This window comes from Cyanobium sp. Alchichica 3B3-8F6 (assembly GCF_024346435.1).
Lineage (GTDB): Bacteria > Cyanobacteriota > Cyanobacteriia > PCC-6307 > Cyanobiaceae > Cyanobium_A.
On record NZ_JAGQCZ010000007.1, the window covers coordinates 85,103 to 100,375 of the forward strand.

General features: G+C 67.1%; 16 protein-coding genes. 6 read left to right on the forward strand and 10 right to left on the reverse strand.

What is annotated here, in order from left to right; all coding sequences use genetic code 11:
- Positions 1 to 121: 121 nt before the first annotated feature.
- From KBY65_RS07515 to KBY65_RS07525, 3 genes are all read right to left on the reverse strand, one after another.
- Positions 122 to 1,702: an NAD(P)H-quinone oxidoreductase subunit 4 gene (locus KBY65_RS07515; protein ID WP_094560738.1), complete on the reverse strand. Its 1,581-nt coding sequence runs from the start codon at positions 1,700 to 1,702 to the stop codon at positions 122 to 124.
- A 259-nt stretch (positions 1,703 to 1,961) separates the two neighbouring features.
- Positions 1,962 to 3,992 carry an NAD(P)H-quinone oxidoreductase subunit 5 gene (locus KBY65_RS07520; RefSeq protein WP_254988133.1) on the reverse strand — a complete coding sequence of 677 codons (2,031 nt, stop codon included), beginning with the start codon at positions 3,990 to 3,992 and terminating at the stop codon, positions 1,962 to 1,964.
- Positions 3,993 to 4,076: 84 nt separating this feature from the next.
- Entirely contained in the window at positions 4,077 to 4,778 is a 702-nt protein-coding gene (locus tag KBY65_RS07525) for an NnrU family protein (protein ID WP_255001142.1), read from the reverse strand.
- A gap of 140 nt (positions 4,779 to 4,918) precedes the next feature.
- Between KBY65_RS07525 and KBY65_RS07530 the strand changes: the two genes are divergently transcribed.
- On the forward strand, positions 4,919 to 5,899 hold the full coding sequence (locus KBY65_RS07530) for a LysR family transcriptional regulator (RefSeq protein ID WP_094560734.1): 981 nt from the start codon (positions 4,919 to 4,921) through the stop codon (positions 5,897 to 5,899).
- On the opposite strand, the gene KBY65_RS07535 is transcribed toward KBY65_RS07530, so the two are convergent.
- Entirely contained in the window at positions 5,890 to 6,594 is a 705-nt protein-coding gene (locus tag KBY65_RS07535; protein WP_094560732.1) for a DUF3172 domain-containing protein, read from the reverse strand. The genes KBY65_RS07530 and KBY65_RS07535 overlap by 10 nt on opposite strands.
- A complete protein-coding gene (locus tag KBY65_RS07540; protein WP_094560730.1) occupies positions 6,591 to 6,983 on the reverse strand; it encodes an NAD(P)H-quinone oxidoreductase subunit M in 393 nt (130 codons plus the stop codon). Before KBY65_RS07540 ends, KBY65_RS07535 begins: the two co-directional genes overlap by 4 nt.
- 103 nt (positions 6,984 to 7,086) lie before the next feature.
- Here KBY65_RS07540 and pds point away from each other — a divergent pair, with 103 nt between their 5' ends.
- On the forward strand, positions 7,087 to 8,496 hold the full coding sequence (gene pds / locus KBY65_RS07545) for a 15-cis-phytoene desaturase (RefSeq protein WP_094560728.1): 1,410 nt from the start codon (positions 7,087 to 7,089) through the stop codon (positions 8,494 to 8,496).
- Between the two features lie 2 nt (positions 8,497 to 8,498).
- Positions 8,499 to 9,410, forward strand: coding sequence for a phytoene synthase (locus KBY65_RS07550; RefSeq protein ID WP_409996633.1), 912 nt, complete (start codon positions 8,499 to 8,501; stop codon positions 9,408 to 9,410).
- Positions 9,411 to 9,415: 5 nt separating this feature from the next.
- Here KBY65_RS07550 and KBY65_RS07555 read toward each other — a convergent pair whose 3' ends face one another.
- From KBY65_RS07555 to KBY65_RS07565, 3 genes are all read right to left on the reverse strand, one after another.
- Positions 9,416 to 10,312, reverse strand: coding sequence for an alpha/beta fold hydrolase (locus KBY65_RS07555; RefSeq protein ID WP_233128617.1), 897 nt, complete (start codon positions 10,310 to 10,312; stop codon positions 9,416 to 9,418).
- A 44-nt stretch (positions 10,313 to 10,356) separates the two neighbouring features.
- On the reverse strand, positions 10,357 to 10,782 hold the full coding sequence (locus KBY65_RS07560; RefSeq protein WP_255001070.1) for an RNA recognition motif domain-containing protein: 426 nt from the start codon (positions 10,780 to 10,782) through the stop codon (positions 10,357 to 10,359).
- A gap of 67 nt (positions 10,783 to 10,849) precedes the next feature.
- Positions 10,850 to 12,118: a CCA tRNA nucleotidyltransferase gene (locus KBY65_RS07565; RefSeq protein WP_255001071.1), complete on the reverse strand. Its 1,269-nt coding sequence runs from the start codon at positions 12,116 to 12,118 to the stop codon at positions 10,850 to 10,852.
- 28 nt (positions 12,119 to 12,146) lie between these two features.
- Between KBY65_RS07565 and KBY65_RS07570 the strand changes: the two genes are divergently transcribed.
- The 3 genes from KBY65_RS07570 to KBY65_RS07580 are packed head-to-tail and all read left to right on the forward strand — an operon-like array spanning position 12,147 to position 13,652.
- Positions 12,147 to 12,398: a Ycf34 family protein gene (locus KBY65_RS07570; RefSeq protein WP_254988167.1), complete on the forward strand. Its 252-nt coding sequence runs from the start codon at positions 12,147 to 12,149 to the stop codon at positions 12,396 to 12,398.
- Positions 12,349 to 13,020, forward strand: a complete 672-nt coding sequence (gene tsaB / locus KBY65_RS07575; protein ID WP_315859712.1) for a tRNA (adenosine(37)-N6)-threonylcarbamoyltransferase complex dimerization subunit type 1 TsaB — start codon at positions 12,349 to 12,351, stop codon at positions 13,018 to 13,020. Before KBY65_RS07570 ends, tsaB begins: the two co-directional genes overlap by 50 nt.
- On the forward strand, positions 13,020 to 13,652 hold the full coding sequence (locus KBY65_RS07580) for a YdcF family protein (RefSeq protein ID WP_094560720.1): 633 nt from the start codon (positions 13,020 to 13,022) through the stop codon (positions 13,650 to 13,652). Before tsaB ends, KBY65_RS07580 begins: the two co-directional genes overlap by 1 nt.
- Here the strand turns inward: KBY65_RS07580 and KBY65_RS07585 are convergent.
- Together KBY65_RS07585 and fabD are read right to left on the reverse strand one after the other, a co-directional pair.
- Positions 13,594 to 14,346, reverse strand: coding sequence for a lysophospholipid acyltransferase family protein (locus tag KBY65_RS07585; protein WP_254988138.1), 753 nt, complete (start codon positions 14,344 to 14,346; stop codon positions 13,594 to 13,596). The two genes, KBY65_RS07580 and KBY65_RS07585, sit on opposite strands and share 59 nt — an antisense overlap.
- Positions 14,343 to 15,257 (reverse strand): ACP S-malonyltransferase, encoded by a 915-nt coding sequence (gene fabD / locus KBY65_RS07590; protein WP_254988140.1) that lies wholly within the window; start codon positions 15,255 to 15,257, stop codon positions 14,343 to 14,345. The genes KBY65_RS07585 and fabD overlap by 4 nt, the downstream gene beginning before the upstream one ends.
- Positions 15,258 to 15,273 lie beyond the last annotated feature (16 nt).

Here is a 15,273-nt window from a genome sequence, read left to right on the forward strand (position 1 = left end):
GGTGGAGAGGCGGGTGGCGCGGAGCTCCAGAGCTGAGCAGGAGCGTAAGGAGGGCAGCCGGGGGTGGCATGTCCTGGCGTCGATCTGCACAGTTTTGTTACCGCCCTCCGGTGTTGGTGGGTCAGGCCGGCAGGGGCGGGGCCACCAGCAGTGGCTGGCGGATCAGATCGCCCGGCGGGGGCTGGATCACCTTGGCCAGCGCCGTGGTTTCCCGTTGCACCAGCGCTTCGATGGAGGCGCGGTAGGTGTCGGTCATGATCCGGGGATAGAGGCCGATGCCCACGATCGGCACCAGCAGGCAGCTCACCACGTAGATCTCGCGCGGTTCGGCATCCACCAGGTGGGTGTGGGATGCCAGCTCGGCGTTTTCCTTGCCGAAGAAGATTTCCCGCAGCATCGAGAGCAGGTAGACCGGCGTGAGGATCACCCCCACCGCCGCCAGCGCCGCCATGACGATGCGGAAGCTGAGGGAATAGGCCTCACTGGTGACGAAGCCGGTGAACACCATCAGCTCGCTCACGAAGCCGCTCATGCCTGGGAGGGCCAGGGAGGCCAGGGAGCAGATGGTCCAGAGAGCAAACATCTTGCGCATCGTCTGGCCGACGCCGCCCATCTCGTCGAGCTGCAGGGTGTGGGTGCGGTCGTAGGTGGCGCCCACCAGGAAGAAGAGGCTGGCCCCGATCAGGCCGTGGCTGATCATCTGCAGCATGGCGCCGCTGGTGCCGAGGGCACTGAAGCTGCCGATGCCGATCAGCACGAAGCCCATGTGGCTGATCGAGCTGTAGGCGATCTTGCGTTTGAGGTTGCGCTGGGCAAACGAGGTGAGCGCGGCATAGATGATGTTCACCACCCCCAGCACCACCAGCAGCGGCGCAAACTGGGCGTGGCCTTCCGGCAGCAGCTGCACGTTGAAGCGCAGCAGGGCGTAACCGCCCATTTTGAGCAGGATGCCGGCCAGAAGCATGTGCACCGGCGCCGTGGCCTCGCCGTGGGCATCGGGAAGCCAGGTGTGCAGCGGCACGATCGGCAGCTTCACCCCGAAGGCGATCAGCAGGCCGGCATAGGCAAAGAGCTGGAACTTCGTCGAGAAGTCCTTGGCCATCAGGACCGTGTACTCGAAGCTGGGAGTGCCCCCGCCGTAGAAGGCCATCGCCAGGCCCACCACCAGGATGAACAGCGAGCTGCCGGCCGTATAGAGGATGAACTTGGTGGCGGCGTACTGGCGCTTCTTGCCGCCCCAGATGGCCAGCAGCAGATACACCGGCAGCAGCTCCAGCTCCCAGGCCAGGAAGAACAGCAGCATGTCCTGCACCGCGAACACCGCGATCTGGCCGCCATCCATGGCCAGCAGCAGGAAAAAGAAGAGTTTCGGCTTGAACGTCACCGGCCAGGCCGCCAGGGCCGCCAAGGCCGTGATGAAGCTGGTGAGCAAGATCAGCGGCATCGAGATGCCGTCGGCCCCCACCGACCAGGCCAGACCCAGGCTGGGTAGCCACTGCACCCGTTCCACCAGTTGCAGCCCCTCCACCGAGGGGTCGTAGCCGTTGAGGTAGCCCCCCACCGTGAGCAGGAAGGTGGTCAGTGCGACGCCGAGGGCATACCAGCGCACACGCTTGCCATCGCCGGCATCTGGAATGAAGGGGATGAGCAGGGCGGCGGCGATCGGGAACAGGATCGACGCGCTCAACCAGGGGAAGGGCACGAACCAGGCCTCACCGTTTGGCGGAGTGTAGAAATTCCAGCCGGCCTGTCCCTGTTGTGATGCGGGGAGTCACACAGACCGTTGGTTTTTTGCGCGCCCTTGGCCGTGCTGGCGTCACGCGCTGCGCGCTCACGCCGCCTGCACGGCCAAGGGCGCGCAAAGCTGGGGGAGAGGGCTCTGTGCGCTGGAGGGAGGGTGCTGGTTGGCTAGAGAGCCGGCCCCTCGGCGGTGTTCGGCTCGCTGGGCTGAGCGGTTGCGCTCAGCCCAGCGAGCCGAACAACACCACCAGAGCGATGACACCGCCAAACACGATCAGGGCATAGAACTGGGCCCGGCCGGTTTCGAAGTACTTGAGACCCTCGCCGCTGCCGAGGGTCACCAGGCCGGTGAGGTTGACGACCCCATCCACCACCTTCGAGTCCACCTCCAGCACCTGGCGGGCCAGCTTTCGGCTGCCCTGCACGAACAACTTGTCGTTGATGGCATCGAGATACCACTTGTTGGCCAGGAAGGCGTTGACGGCCGGGAAGCGGGCCGCCACCGCGGTGCCCAGATCGAGTTTGTGCAGGGCGTAGGCCAGCACCGCCACGCTGATGCCGGCCACGGAGATGCCGACCGAGGCTCCGGCGAGGGGCAGAAACTCCCCCCAGCTGAAGTGCTCGGCCACTTCGGCGGCCTCCTGGGGATCCAGCAGATTGCCGAAGCGGCTGTTCCACGGGGTGCCGAGCAGGCCGATCAGCGCCGACGGCACCGCCAGCACCGCCAGGGGCATGGCCATCTGCCAGCCGGATTCGTGGGGGTGCTTGGCTTGGCTGTGACCACGGTCGTCGCTGTGGCCATGGTCATCGCCGTGGTCCTCAGCGGTTTTACCGGCAGCCGCCATCAGTTGGGCTGCCATCGCCTTGTCGCCGCCGCGGAACTCGCCCTCAAAGGTGAGGAAGTACAGCCGGAACATGTAGAACGCCGTCATGCCGGCGGTGACGAAACCGGCCACCCACAGGATCGGGAACTGGCCGAAGGCCACCCCCAGGATTTCGTCCTTGCTCCAGAAGCCTGCCAAGGGCGGAATGCCGCTGATGGCAATGCAGCCGATGAAGAAGGTGGTGCTGGTGATCGGCATGAACTTGCGCAGGCCGCCCATCAGGCGCATGTCCTGGGCCAGCACCGGCTCATGGCCCACCACCTCTTCCATGGCGTGGATCACCGAGCCGGAGCCTAAAAACAGCATCGCCTTGAAGAAGGCGTGGGTGACGAGGTGGAACATGCCCGCCACCGGGGCGCCGCAACCCATCGCCAGCATCATGTAACCGAGCTGGGAGACGGTGCTGTAGGCCAACCCCTTCTTGAGGTCCATCTGGGTGAGGGCGATCGAGGCCCCCAGAAACAGGGTGATCGTGCCAATCACCGCAATCGTGGCCTGCACCGCCGGGAAGGGCTCGTACACCGGCTGCAACCGGGCCACCAGGAACACGCCGGCGGCCACCATCGTGGCGGCGTGGATCAGGGCTGAGATCGGCGTCGGGCCCTCCATGGCATCGGGCAGCCACACATGCAGGGGGAACTGGGCCGATTTGGCCATCGGGCCCATGAACACCAGCAGGCACAGCAGGATTGCCGCAGCGTTGGAGAGACTGCCGCCGGCCACGGCCTCCTGCAGCCGGCTGCCGATCTCTTCAAAGCCGAAGCTGCCGGTGGCCCAGAACAGGCCGAGGATCCCCAGCAGTAGGCCGAAGTCGCCCACACGGTTCACCACGAAGGCTTTCTGGGCGGCATTGGCGGCGCCGTCGCGGTCGTACCAGAAGCCCACGAGCAGGTAGGAGCACATGCCCACCAGCTCCCAGAACACGTAAATCTCCAGCAGGTTGGGGCTGATCACCAGGCCCAGCATCGAGCTGCTGAACAGGGCCAGATAGGTGAAGAAGCGCACGTAGCCCTTGTCGTGGGCCATGTAGCCATCGGAATAGACCATCACCAGCACGGCGATGGTGGTGACCAGCGACAGCATCACCGCTCCGAGGGCATCCACCCGGAAGCCCATCTGCAGGTTGAACGTGCCGGCGCTGGCCCAGTTGAACAGCACCTCGGTGGGGCCGGCTCCGGCCAGCTGCTGGGCCAGCACGGCATAGCTGAGCACCGCCGCGGCGCCAACGCAGCTGATCAGCAGCCAGGCCACGGGTTTGCGCAGCCGATTGACGGTGCGGTTAAAGCTGATCAGCCCCAGGCCCGTCAGACAGGCTCCGGCCAGGGGCAGCACCGGGATCAACCAGGCGAGTTCGGCGGCTGACGGCATGCGGCGCAGGCTGGTTGGGGGAAGTGTAGGCAGCCGTTCAGGTTGGGCCTCTGCCCTGTGCGGGGGCGCCCATCAGGCCAACCCTCAGGCCAGCCAGTGGCCCAGGGCCGACCGGGAGAAGGCGGTGGCTCCAAGGCCGATGTAGCGGTGGGCCCACCAGAACACCGCCACGGCAATGCCGATGCCCAGCTGGGCCGGCCGCAGGAATTCGGAGAGCACCAGCTGCTGGCGGCCATCGAGCACGGCCTTGAAGGGAAGCACCGAGGTGCTGGCCTTGAGTTCCTCGAAGGCAGCCCCGAAGCGGTTGGCCAGGCGACGGTCGCCATTCCACACCGCAAACAGGTGGTGGGCGATCAGGCCGGCGCAAGTGGCCACCATGAAGCTGCTGCCGATCCAGAGCAGGTGGGTGACGCACCAGAGGATCTGTCCGACGGCCTGGGGGTGGCGGCTGATGCGGATGATTCCCGTGGCGTAGAGCCGCACCTGGGGTTTGAGCACCGCCGGGATCTCCAGCAGGTTGTAGGTGGCTGGATACAGAAACAGGAAGCTGATGGCGGTGCCGGTCCACACCAGCGGCACGATCCAAGGCTGGTCTTGCAGGTTCCAGAGGCGGATGCCGTCGTAGCGGTGGGCCAGGAAGTAGCCGATTACCACCACTGCCGAGGGAATGCTCACGGCGGCAAACAACAGCCGCCAGGCCCGCTCACCGATGCGCTCCACGCCCCAGGCCCGCAGCGAGGCGCCCCCGCTGTGGATCACGGCGAAGGCCAGCAGCAGGCCGAGCATCACCCAACTGCTGTTGTGGAGAGAGCTGGGGGGCACAGGCCGGGTGGGGAGTTGTGAAGTTTCTGATTCTCGCTGCCCAACTTCCCCCCTAGAGTTTTCTCCTCGCCAGCCGGCAGGCCCAGGCCCACCCAGGCAACCCGATGGCAGATCTGCCTTTCACCCTTGATCAGCTCCGCATCCTGCGGGCTATCGCCTCGGAGGGCAGCTTCAAGAAGGCCGCCGACAGTTTGTACGTCACCCAGCCGGCGGTGAGTCTGCAGATCCAGAACCTGGAGAAGCAGCTGAGCGTCAGCCTGTTTGATCGCGGTGGGCGCAAGGCCCAGCTCACCGAGGCCGGCCACCTGCTGCTCAGCTACTGCGACCGGATCCTCAGCCAGTGCCAGGAGGCCTGTCGAGCCCTGGAAGACCTGCACAATCTTCGCGGTGGCTCGTTGATCGTGGGCGCCAGCCAGACCACCGGCACCTATCTGATGCCGCGGATGATTGGCCTGTTCCGCCAGAAATACCCGGAGGTGGCCGTGCAGCTGCAGGTGCACAGCACCCGTCGCACGGGCTGGAGCGTGGCCAATGGCCAGGTTGATCTGGCCATCATCGGCGGCGAGCTGCCCACCGAGCTCGGTGAGCTGCTGCAGGTGGTGCCCTATGCCAGCGACGAACTGGCCCTGGTGCTGCCGGTGAAGCACCCCCTGGCCCGCCTGCCCGAGCTCACCAAGGACGACCTCTACCGACTGGGCTTTGTCTGTCTTGATGCCCAGTCGACGACCCGCAAGATGGTCGACCAGCTGCTGGCCCGCTCCGGCCTCGATGTGGGCCGCCTCAAGATCGAGATGGAGCTCAACTCCTTTGAGGCGATCAAAAACGCCGTGCAGTCGGGCTTGGGGGCTGCGTTCCTGCCGGTGGTGTCGATCGAGCGGGAGCTTTCGGCCGGCACGCTGCACCGCCCCCAGGTGGCTGATCTGCTGGTGCGCCGCCAGTTGAAGTTGATCACCCACCCGGCCCGTTATTGCTCACGGGCCGCCGATGCCTTCCGCAAGGAGGTGCTGCCGGTGTTCGCCAGCCCCGATAGCCCCCTGCGCCGGCCGCTGCAGCAGGAGACCCCTGCCGCTGCCACTCAGAACTGATCGGCTTCAGGGGTGATGCCCACGGTGTCGTCAGCGACGCCCTTGGTGAGGAATTTGTTCTCGCTGATGTCGGTCTGATACACGCAGCGCACGATCGGTTTGTCCTTGACCGAGCCGATGTAGGCGAAGGTGTTCATCCGCTGCTTGCACTGCCGCATCTGCTCGGCGGTAACGGCCCCTTCCTTCTGCAGCACGCTCCAGTTCTCCCGGCGGATCACGCAGCCCGGCTTGAGTGCCGGCTGGGTCACAAAACTCGAGCTGGGGTTCATGGTCGTGTAGAGCTCGATGTCCATCACGAAGGCGCTGGCGCCCCACTGCTTGCAGAATTCCGGATCGGGCACAGCCAAGTCGAGCTGCTGGGAGCTGGCGATGTTGCCCTGGTCGCCCTGGGTGGTGCTGGAGATCGCAGTGCCGATGCCGATGCCCACCACCAGCACGCCGGCCAGGATCGCCAGGGTTCCTACGTTGAATTGAAAGGGGCCGTTGCCACCAGGTCCGTTGCCACCGGGGCCGCCCCCTGGAGCGCCCTTGCCCCCACCCCCGCTGCGCCCTGCTGGCCGCCGCGGTTCTCCTCGCCCATAGGACCCAGGGCCATAGCGGTCGTCGTCAAAACGCTCCTCGGCGTAGCGACCGCTGCTGGATCGACTGCCGCCGGAGCGGCCATTGCCGTAGTCGGACGGGCGGGAGCGGCTCACAGGGTTTCGGTGCTGCGGGGCAGGCCCATGGAGTAGTTGAGCACGCGGGCATCCGAGTTGTAGCGAAGCTCCCCGGCCTGCAGCAGCTGGCGGATCAGGCCTTCGAGCTCTGAGCCGATCTGGCGCAGGGTGTATTCCGTGAGGTCGGCGCCGGCCTGGGCTGCCACCAGCTCCCGGAAGCGCTCCTGCACCTTGGCCAGCACCGGGGCGTCCCAGAGGAATTCGTTGTCTGGATCCACATCCATGGTGAGCTGGCTGGGATCCGCCACCAAATTGCCGTTGTCAACCCGGGCTGTGAACAGCCGCACGTGACGGGTTGTGGACTTCAGCAGGGTCTCTGCGTTCGGAGCTGCAGCAGTGAGAGGGTCGGCAGGGCTTAAGTCGGCCATGGGGAAGCAGTTGCGGGCACCCGATCAGCCAACTCTAGAAACCCTCCAGGCCGCGAAGGTCGGAAGCCCCCCTTTAAGGTTGTCATTGGATTCAAGGATGGGTATGCGCGTCGTCATCGCCGGAGCAGGACTGGCCGGGTTGTCGTGTGCCAAATACCTCTGTGATGCCGGCCACACCCCGGTGGTGGTGGAGGCTCGAGATGTGCTGGGCGGCAAGGTTGCGGCCTGGCAGGACGAAGACGGCGACTGGTACGAGACCGGTCTGCACATCTTTTTCGGCGCCTACCGCAACATGCGCCAGCTGTTTAAGGAGCTGGACATCGAAGACCGTCTGCAGTGGAAGAGCCACTCGATGATCTTCAACCAGAAGGAAACCCCCGGCACCTACAGCCGCTTCGACTTTCCTGATATCCCAGCCCCTTTCAATGGGGTGGCCGCGATCCTCGGCAACAACGACTTGCTCACCTGGCCCGAGAAGATCTCCTTCGGCCTCGGCCTCGTGCCGGCGATGCTGCGCGGTCAGCAGTACGTGGAGGAGTGCGATCAATACTCCTGGACCGAGTGGCTGCGGCTGCACAACATCCCCGAGCGGGTGAATGACGAGGTGTTCATCGCCATGGCCAAGGCGCTGAACTTCATCGATCCTGAGGAGATCTCCAGCACGGTGGTGCTGACTGCCCTCAACCGCTTCCTGCAGGAGAGCGATGGCTCCAAGATGGCGTTTCTCGATGGCAATCCGCCCCAGCGGCTGTGCCAGCCGATCGTCGACTACATCGAGGCCCGTGGCGGGGAGGTGCACCTCAATGCCCCCCTGCGCCAGATCGAGCTCAATGCCGACGGCAGCGTGAAGGCGTTCCAGATCGGTGGCATCAAGGGCCAGGAGCCGCGCACGCTCACGGCGGATGCCTATGTGAGTGCCATGCCGGTGGATCCCTTCAAGCTGCTGCTGCCCGAGCCCTGGAAGGAAATTCCTTATTTCAAGAAGCTCGATGGCCTCAATGGTGTGCCGGTGATTAACATCCACCTCTGGTTTGACCGCAAGCTCACCGAGATCGATCATCTGCTGTTCAGCCGCAGCCCGCTGCTGAGCGTTTATGCCGACATGAGCAACACCTGCAAGGAATATGAAGACCCTGAGCGTTCCATGTTGGAGTTGGTGTTTGCCCCGGCCAAGGATTGGATCGGTCGCCCCGATGAGGAAATCGTGGCCGCCACCATGGAGGAGCTGAAGCGCCTGTTCCCGATGCACTTCACCGGAGACAACCAGGCCCAGCTGCGCAAGTCGATCGTGGTGAAAACGCCCCTGTCGGTTTACAAAACCGTGCCGGGTTGCCAGCAGCTCAGGCCCGACCAGGCGTCGCCAATCCCCAACTTCTTTCTGGCCGGCTGCTATACGATGCAGCGCTACCTGGCGTCGATGGAAGGAGCGGTGCTCAGCGGTAAGCAGTGCGCCCAGGCGATCGCCACGTCCCCCGTGGCCCAGTCGGCGGCAGGGGTCCCGGTGGCGGTCTGAGCGTGGTTGTTTCCTCGGTTCTAAACCTGGAGGAGGCCTATGAGGCCTGCCGCCGCGAGACGGCGGAGTGGGCCAAAACCTTTTATCTGGGCACCCTGCTGATGCCCTCTCCCAAGCGGCGGGCGATCTGGGCGATTTACGTGTGGTGCCGCCGCACGGATGAGCTGATGGACAGCCCGGAGGCGATGGCTCGCCCGGTGGAGGAGCTGGCGGCCCGGTTGGACAGCTGGGAGCGGCGCACCCGGGAACTGTTCGCGGGCAAGGTGCGGGATGGCCTGGATCGGGTGATGGTTGACACGATCGAGCGCTACCCCCAACCGATCCAGCCCTATCTCGACATGATCGAGGGGATGCGGATGGACCTCACCACCAGCCGCTACGCCACGTTTGAGCAGCTCAAGCTTTATTGCTATCGGGTTGCGGGCACCGTGGGCCTGATGACCCAGGAGGTAATGGGCGTGGACCCCGCCTACACCTCAGCTCCATGGAGTGCGCGGCCCGACACCAGCGAGGCCGCTGTGGCGCTGGGGATCGCCAATCAGCTCACCAACATCCTGCGCGATGTGGGTGAAGATCGCGGCCGCGGCCGCATCTATCTGCCCCAGGAGGACCTCACCCGTTTCGGCTACAGCGAGGCTGAGCTGATGGCCGGCACCCTCAACGACAGCTGGCGTGAATTGATGCGGTTTCAGCTTGCCCGCGCCCGCGACTGGTTCGCCCGTTCAGAGGCAGGCGTGCGCTGGCTGGCGCCCGATGCCCGCTGGCCGGTTTGGGCATCGCTGCGCCTGTATCGCGGCATCCTCGATGTGATCGAGGAACTGGATTACGACGTGTTCAACCACCGGGCCTATGTGCCCACCTCAGGCAAATTTCTGGATCTGCCGCGGTCGTTTGTGATCGCACAGGCGCGCTGAGCTGATCAGGCTTGGCCAATCCAGTTGAGCAGGATTGGATTCACCTGCTCAGGCGCTTCATCGTGGGGGCAGTGGCCCAGCCCTGGCAGCACGTTCAGCTCTTGGATGCAGGCAAAGCTGTCAGCCCAGCGGCTGGCTTCGGCGGGATCTTCCCAGGGGTCGGCTTCGCCCCAGAGCATCCGTACCGGCACTGGTGGGTCGGCGGCAGTGAGATCGGCGAGCAGCTGCGGGGCCAGGTGGTCGTTGAACAGGTTGACGAAGCCTCGGAAGCTTTCGGTGGCCCCGGGATCGGTGCTGGGGCGATGCAGCAGGGTCACCAGTGCGTCGTCAATGTTGGCTCCGCTGGGGTAGGCCCGCGCCAGCACGCTGCGGATAAAAGCCGGCTTGGCCAGCAGGCGAAACAGGGGGGCGATCACCCAGCGTTGCCGCACCAGGCTTTTCACCAGGGGGCGACTGGCCCGCTCCCAGCCTGGGAGTTGGGCGGCCCGTTTGTCGTCGAGGGTGCGCTGGGCGCAGTCGATCAACACCACCTGGGCCGGTGGGGTGCCCTCGCGCAACAGCACTCTGGCGGCCGTCAGAGCAACCATGGCGCCGATCGAGTTGCCCACCAGGTGCACGCGTGGGGCTGTACCTGCCCCGTGCGGAAGCAACCGCTCGCGCACCAGATCGGCCACCAGCTGACCCCAGAGGTCGAAGTTGTACTGCACGGCGCCCGGCTGCTCGGGTTCGTCGGCCAGCCGGGAGCGTGGTTTGTCACTGGCACCGAAGCCCAGCAGATCAACCGCCAGAACATGGGCCTGGCGCGCCAATGCCGGCACGTTGTGACGCCAGTGACCCACGGAGGCGCCGAAGCCATGGATCAACAGCACCTTGGTGCTGTTGCCGGGATCGCCGGCCTCCACCAAGTGAATCCTGTGGTCTTGCCAGGTCCAGGGGATGGGGGTGGTCAGACTGCGGCCGTTTGGTTGGCCAGCAGTGACTTGAGCTTGGCCAGTTCGCCGGCCCAGCGGGGATCGGGGGCTTCGCTATCGACGTTGTCGGCATGCACCACCTTGTTGACGGCCTTGCGGGCTGCGGTGGGAGCGCTGCCGTTGCGGCGCTCGCTGGGGGTTGCGCTGCGGCTGTCCTTGCGCTCAGAGACCTCGATCCGCAGGGCGTTGCCGCCGAAATCCTTGCCGTTGAGCTGCTCGATCACGGTGTCGGCCAGCTTCTGATCGTCAACGTTGGCAAAGCCGAAACCACGGCAAGCGCCTGTGTCACGATCGTTGACGGCCTTGAAGCGCACCCCTTCGCCCACGGCGCTGAACAGAGCCTCAAGCTCCTTGGCATCGAAGGTCTGCGGCAGGTTGCCGACGTAGAGGCGAATGCTCATGGGGAAGGGGTAGGAAAAACTTTCTGCAGGCGAGGAGAAGCCTCTCGATGCGCCTTTGCTCAGAAAGTTAATCACGCCGGCTGTCCAGCCCGTCGCTCCCTTTCTGCTGCATCCACCAGCGTTGTGCTGCCGCCAGGGCCGTGGAGCGCTCCTTCGGGCCGTCTCCCAGTCGGCCGAAGGCCCGCTCCAGGGTGAGGTGATCCAGCAGCCGCCCCAGCTCGGGTCCGGCCGGGATCCCCAACTGCTGTTGGAGTTGGCGGCCATCCAGCGGCGGGCGTGGATGCAGCAGCGGATCGTGGGGGTTGCGCCAGCGTTCCAACAGGTTGCCGGGGGGCTGGGTCAGCAGCAACAGCAGGGCGGGCAGATCGCCGTCCAGGTCCCGATGCAGTGCCACGCGGTTGGGCTCCGCCAGCGCAGTCCAGCCGCCGGCATCCTCCAGTTCCCCACGCCAGCGCCGCAGGGCCCGGCAGCGCTGCTGCAGCTTTCGGCTGCTGCGCAGTGCCATCAGGGCCTCGGGGGGTAGCAGGGCGCTGAGCCGCGCCAGCGGCAGGGCCCAGGCCACTTCGGCGTCCAGCAGCCCCTGCCGCTGCGCCTGCTCCTGGCTGAGGGCGCTCAAGGCCGGGGCGGCGGCGGCATCGGCGCGCCAGCCCTGCACCAGTCCGCAGCGCAGGGCGAGCACCAAGCCCCGCTCTCCTGCGGGGGCCTCGGCCAGCTTCTCCAGCTCCGCCAGCACCCGCTCGCCGGCCACTGCGCTCAGCTGGCTCGCATGGCGCTCAATCCAGGCTTGGCTGGTGGGCTCCAGGCTGAACTCGAGGCTGCAGGCCAGGCGGATGCCCCGCAGCAGCCGCAGGGGGTCGGCCAGCAGGTTGGCTTCGCTCACGGCCACCAGTTGGTGGCGCTGCAGGTGAGCGAGGCCACCGGTGGGATCCACCAAGCCGGCTGGGCTGCCTGCGCCGGCGGGCAGGGGCAGGGCCATGGCATTGACGGTGTAATCCCGGCGACCCAGGTCGGCCTCCAGGGTCGCGCCGTCCCGCTGGGCCAGGTCGATGTTCCAGCCCTTCACCACGAGCCGGGCGATGCCATGGTCGGCATCGAGCACCACGGCGCTGCCGCCGTGGTGCCGGGCCAGCTGGCGGGCCAGGGTGATGGCATCGCCCTCCACCACGAAGTCGAGGTCGGGTTGGGGCGCGAGGCGGCCCAGCAGGGCATCCCGGATGGCGCCCCCCACCAGGGCTGTGCCTGGTGGCAGCGCCGCCAGCGGCAGCGGCCAGGGCTCGGCCAGCAGGCGCTGCCACAGCTGGTGAGCCACCTCGCCGGCAGAACGGTCAGCCGTCACAATGGGCGCCTGGCTCGGCCTGGGCAGCATGTGCATCTGCGTGGATTGCCACTGGGTCGACCGCTGTCAGGCCTACCACGCGGTGGAGCGGCAGCACGGTGTGCCCCACCTTGCCCTCCAGCCCGATTTCACGCCCGAGGAGCCGCGGATCCACGTCCAGGTGCAGGATTTGCCCCAGGGCGGCGTGGGCGTGGAATGGGATGTGCGGGCCTGCGCCAGCTTCCAGCGCGATGCCGGCCGCTGGCAGCGGTTATGCCCGGGCGCTGCCCTGCCCCGATGAGGTGCTGCTGATGGGTGCTGTCTTGGCTTTGCACAGTTCCAGCGACGTGCTCGGCGTGGGGGTGCGCTGGCTTGATGCTGGCTCGGGCGGCGGCGAGGTGCGTGCCTTCCCGCTCGGTCGCGGCCTCTCCAACCAGCTGCTCAGCTGCGTCGAGCAGGTGTTGCCGGCCCACCAGTGGCCCCAGCTCACCCGCCTGGCAGTGGCCACGGGGCCCGGGGGCTTCACCGGCACCCGGCTCACCGTGGTGCTGGCCCGCACCCTGGCCCAGCAGCTGCAGCTTCCCCTCGATGGGGTGGGCAGTTTTCTGCTGGTGGCCCAGCGCCTGGGGATCAGGGAGCCCACCTGGCTGGTGCAGGAGCTGCCCCGTCGCGGTGTGGTGGCGGGCCTCTATGCCCCAGCGCCCGGCGGTGCCGGGGCGGGCTGCCTCGAGTTGGAGGCGCCGCGGTTGTTCGCCCCGGGCACGCCCGTGCCGCCGGGCCCGCAGCTGCCATCCGCCGCCCAGCTGCCCGACGATGTGGCGCAGCTGCTGGAGCTCAGCGTGCGGGCCCACGTCCAGGGTCTGGAGGCCCCCTGGCAGCCCGTGTTGCCGCTCTATCCCACCTCGCCGGTGGCCGGGCTCTGATGGGGCGAGCACCCCAACGGCCTCGGCGCCACCGCCGTTCCAGTCGGCCGCTCCTCCGGCCCCGGGTGGGGGTGGTGCTGCTGCTGGCGGGAGGCCTGATCTGGCTATCCCGCGGATGGTGGAGGCCGGCCCCGCCGCCACCCCAGATGATCCTGGTGCTCGGCGGCGATGTGGCGCGGGAGCAGCGGGCTGCGGCCCTGGCAGCCCGTCAGGGCCTGCCGGTGGTGGTGAGTGGCGGCAGCAATCCTGAGTACGCCCGCTGGTTGTTTGAGCAACGCCAGGGGCTGCCGCCCAGCCAGGTGCAACTCGACTACCGCGCCCGCGACACCCTCTCCAACTTTACCTCTCTGGTGGACGATCTTCGCCGCGCCCGCATCCGTCATGCCCTGCTGGTGACCAGCAGCGACCACATGGATCGGGCCCTGCTGGTGGGCCGGATTGTGGCGGGCAGCCGCGGCATTCACCTCACGCCCGAGTCCGTCGACTGCGCCGATCGCTGTCAGCCTGAGGGGCGCCGCAAGATCTGGGGCGATGGGCTTCGGGCGGCCCTGTGGGTGCTGAGTGGCCGCGACCTCAAGAGCTGGGCGGCAACGCAGCGCGTTCCAGGCCTGGGGCCAGCTGCCGCCCGCTGATCAGGCCCTGATCCAGGAGGGCATTGATCTGGGCCTGGCAGGCGGCGGTGGCGGCGTCGAGGTCGGGGCGGCGACGCGAGGCGGGTGGTGGGATCGGCGTGCCGATGCGGATGTGGATCGGCACCAGGCGGGCGCCCTTCTGGCCTGGGCCGAGAGCCCGGTGGCTGTTGATGATCGCCACCGGCAGCAGGGGCACACCGGCCCGGGCTGCCAGCAGGGCTGCACCGGCCTGGGGATCGTTGACCCGGCCGTTGCTCTGGCGGCTGCCGTCGATGAACACGCCGGTGGCCCAACCCTCCAGCAGTCGGTCGGTGGCGGTGCGGATCGCCTCGCGGTCGCTGGCGCCGCGGGACACCGGATAGGCCCCGCAGGCGCGGATGATCGGCCCCAGGATCGGCACCCGAAACAGCTCAGCCTTGGCCATGAAAGCCACGGGACGGCCGAGGGCATGGCCCAGCAGCGGTGGATCGAGGTGAGAACCGTGGTTGGCCACCACCACCAAGGCGCCTTCCATCGGCACGTTGGCGTTGCCAGCGGTGCGGCCCCGGAACAGCAACCGGTACACCGGAAACACCAGCAGGTAGCTGATCAGCCGGTAGGTGAGGCTGGGCCGGGGTGTGCGGATCAGGGCCGGCGGCTCTGCCGGTTTGCGGCGGCGCAGGGCCCGCCTAACGGCAGCGACAGGGCGATTCACAGGCCGATTCCCAGCCCCAGGTCAGCGCCGCCGCCGATCTGGGCGGTGGTGATGCCGTCGCAGCTGCGCTTGATCAGCCCGCTGAGCACGGCGCCGGGGCCGATCTCCACAGCGGTGCTGATGCCCAGGGCGCTGAACTGCTCCATGGTTTCGCGCCAGCGCACGCCGGTGGTCATCTGGTGAATCAGGCGGGCCTTGAGGGCTGGGCCGCTGGTTTCCGGGGTGGGATCGGTGTTGCTGAGCACCGGGATCGCCGCATCGGCGAAGGGCACCGCCTCCAGCTCGGCGGCAAAGGCGGCGGCTGCATCAGCCATGAAGGGGGAATGGAAGGCGCCGCTCACCGCCAAGGGAATGGCCCGCTTGCACTGGAGCTGGCCACTCACGGCCGCCACCGCTTCCGGGCTGCCGGAGAGCACCACCTGGGCGCTGCTGTTGTCGTTGGCGATCACCACGCCATCGTTAGCGGCCACCAGGGCCTCCAGCTCGCCGCGATCGAAGCCCATCACGGCCGTCATGGCGCCGCCGCCCGCGGCGGCCATCAAGGTGCTGCGGGTTTTCATCAGCGCCAGGCCGGTGGCGAAGTCAAACACCCCGGCCACGTGCAAAGCCACCAGCTCGCCGAGGCTGTGGCCTGCCACCACCTGGGCCGTGCGCCCCTGGGCCTTGAGCCCATCAGCCAGCAGGCTTTCGATTACGCACAGGGCCGGCTGGGTGTTGCGGGTGTCGTTGAGGTCGGATGGCTCGCCCTCGGATGACCCGTCTGCCGTGCCCGCGCAGATGGCCAGCAGGTCGCGGCCCAGCAGGGCTGACGCCTGCTCGAAGCGCTGCTGGGCTCCAGGAAGCTCCAGCACGGCCTCAGCCATGCCGATTTTTTGTGAGCCCTGGCCAGGAAACACCCAGGCAATGCCCATGCTGCCGCTCTCCGAG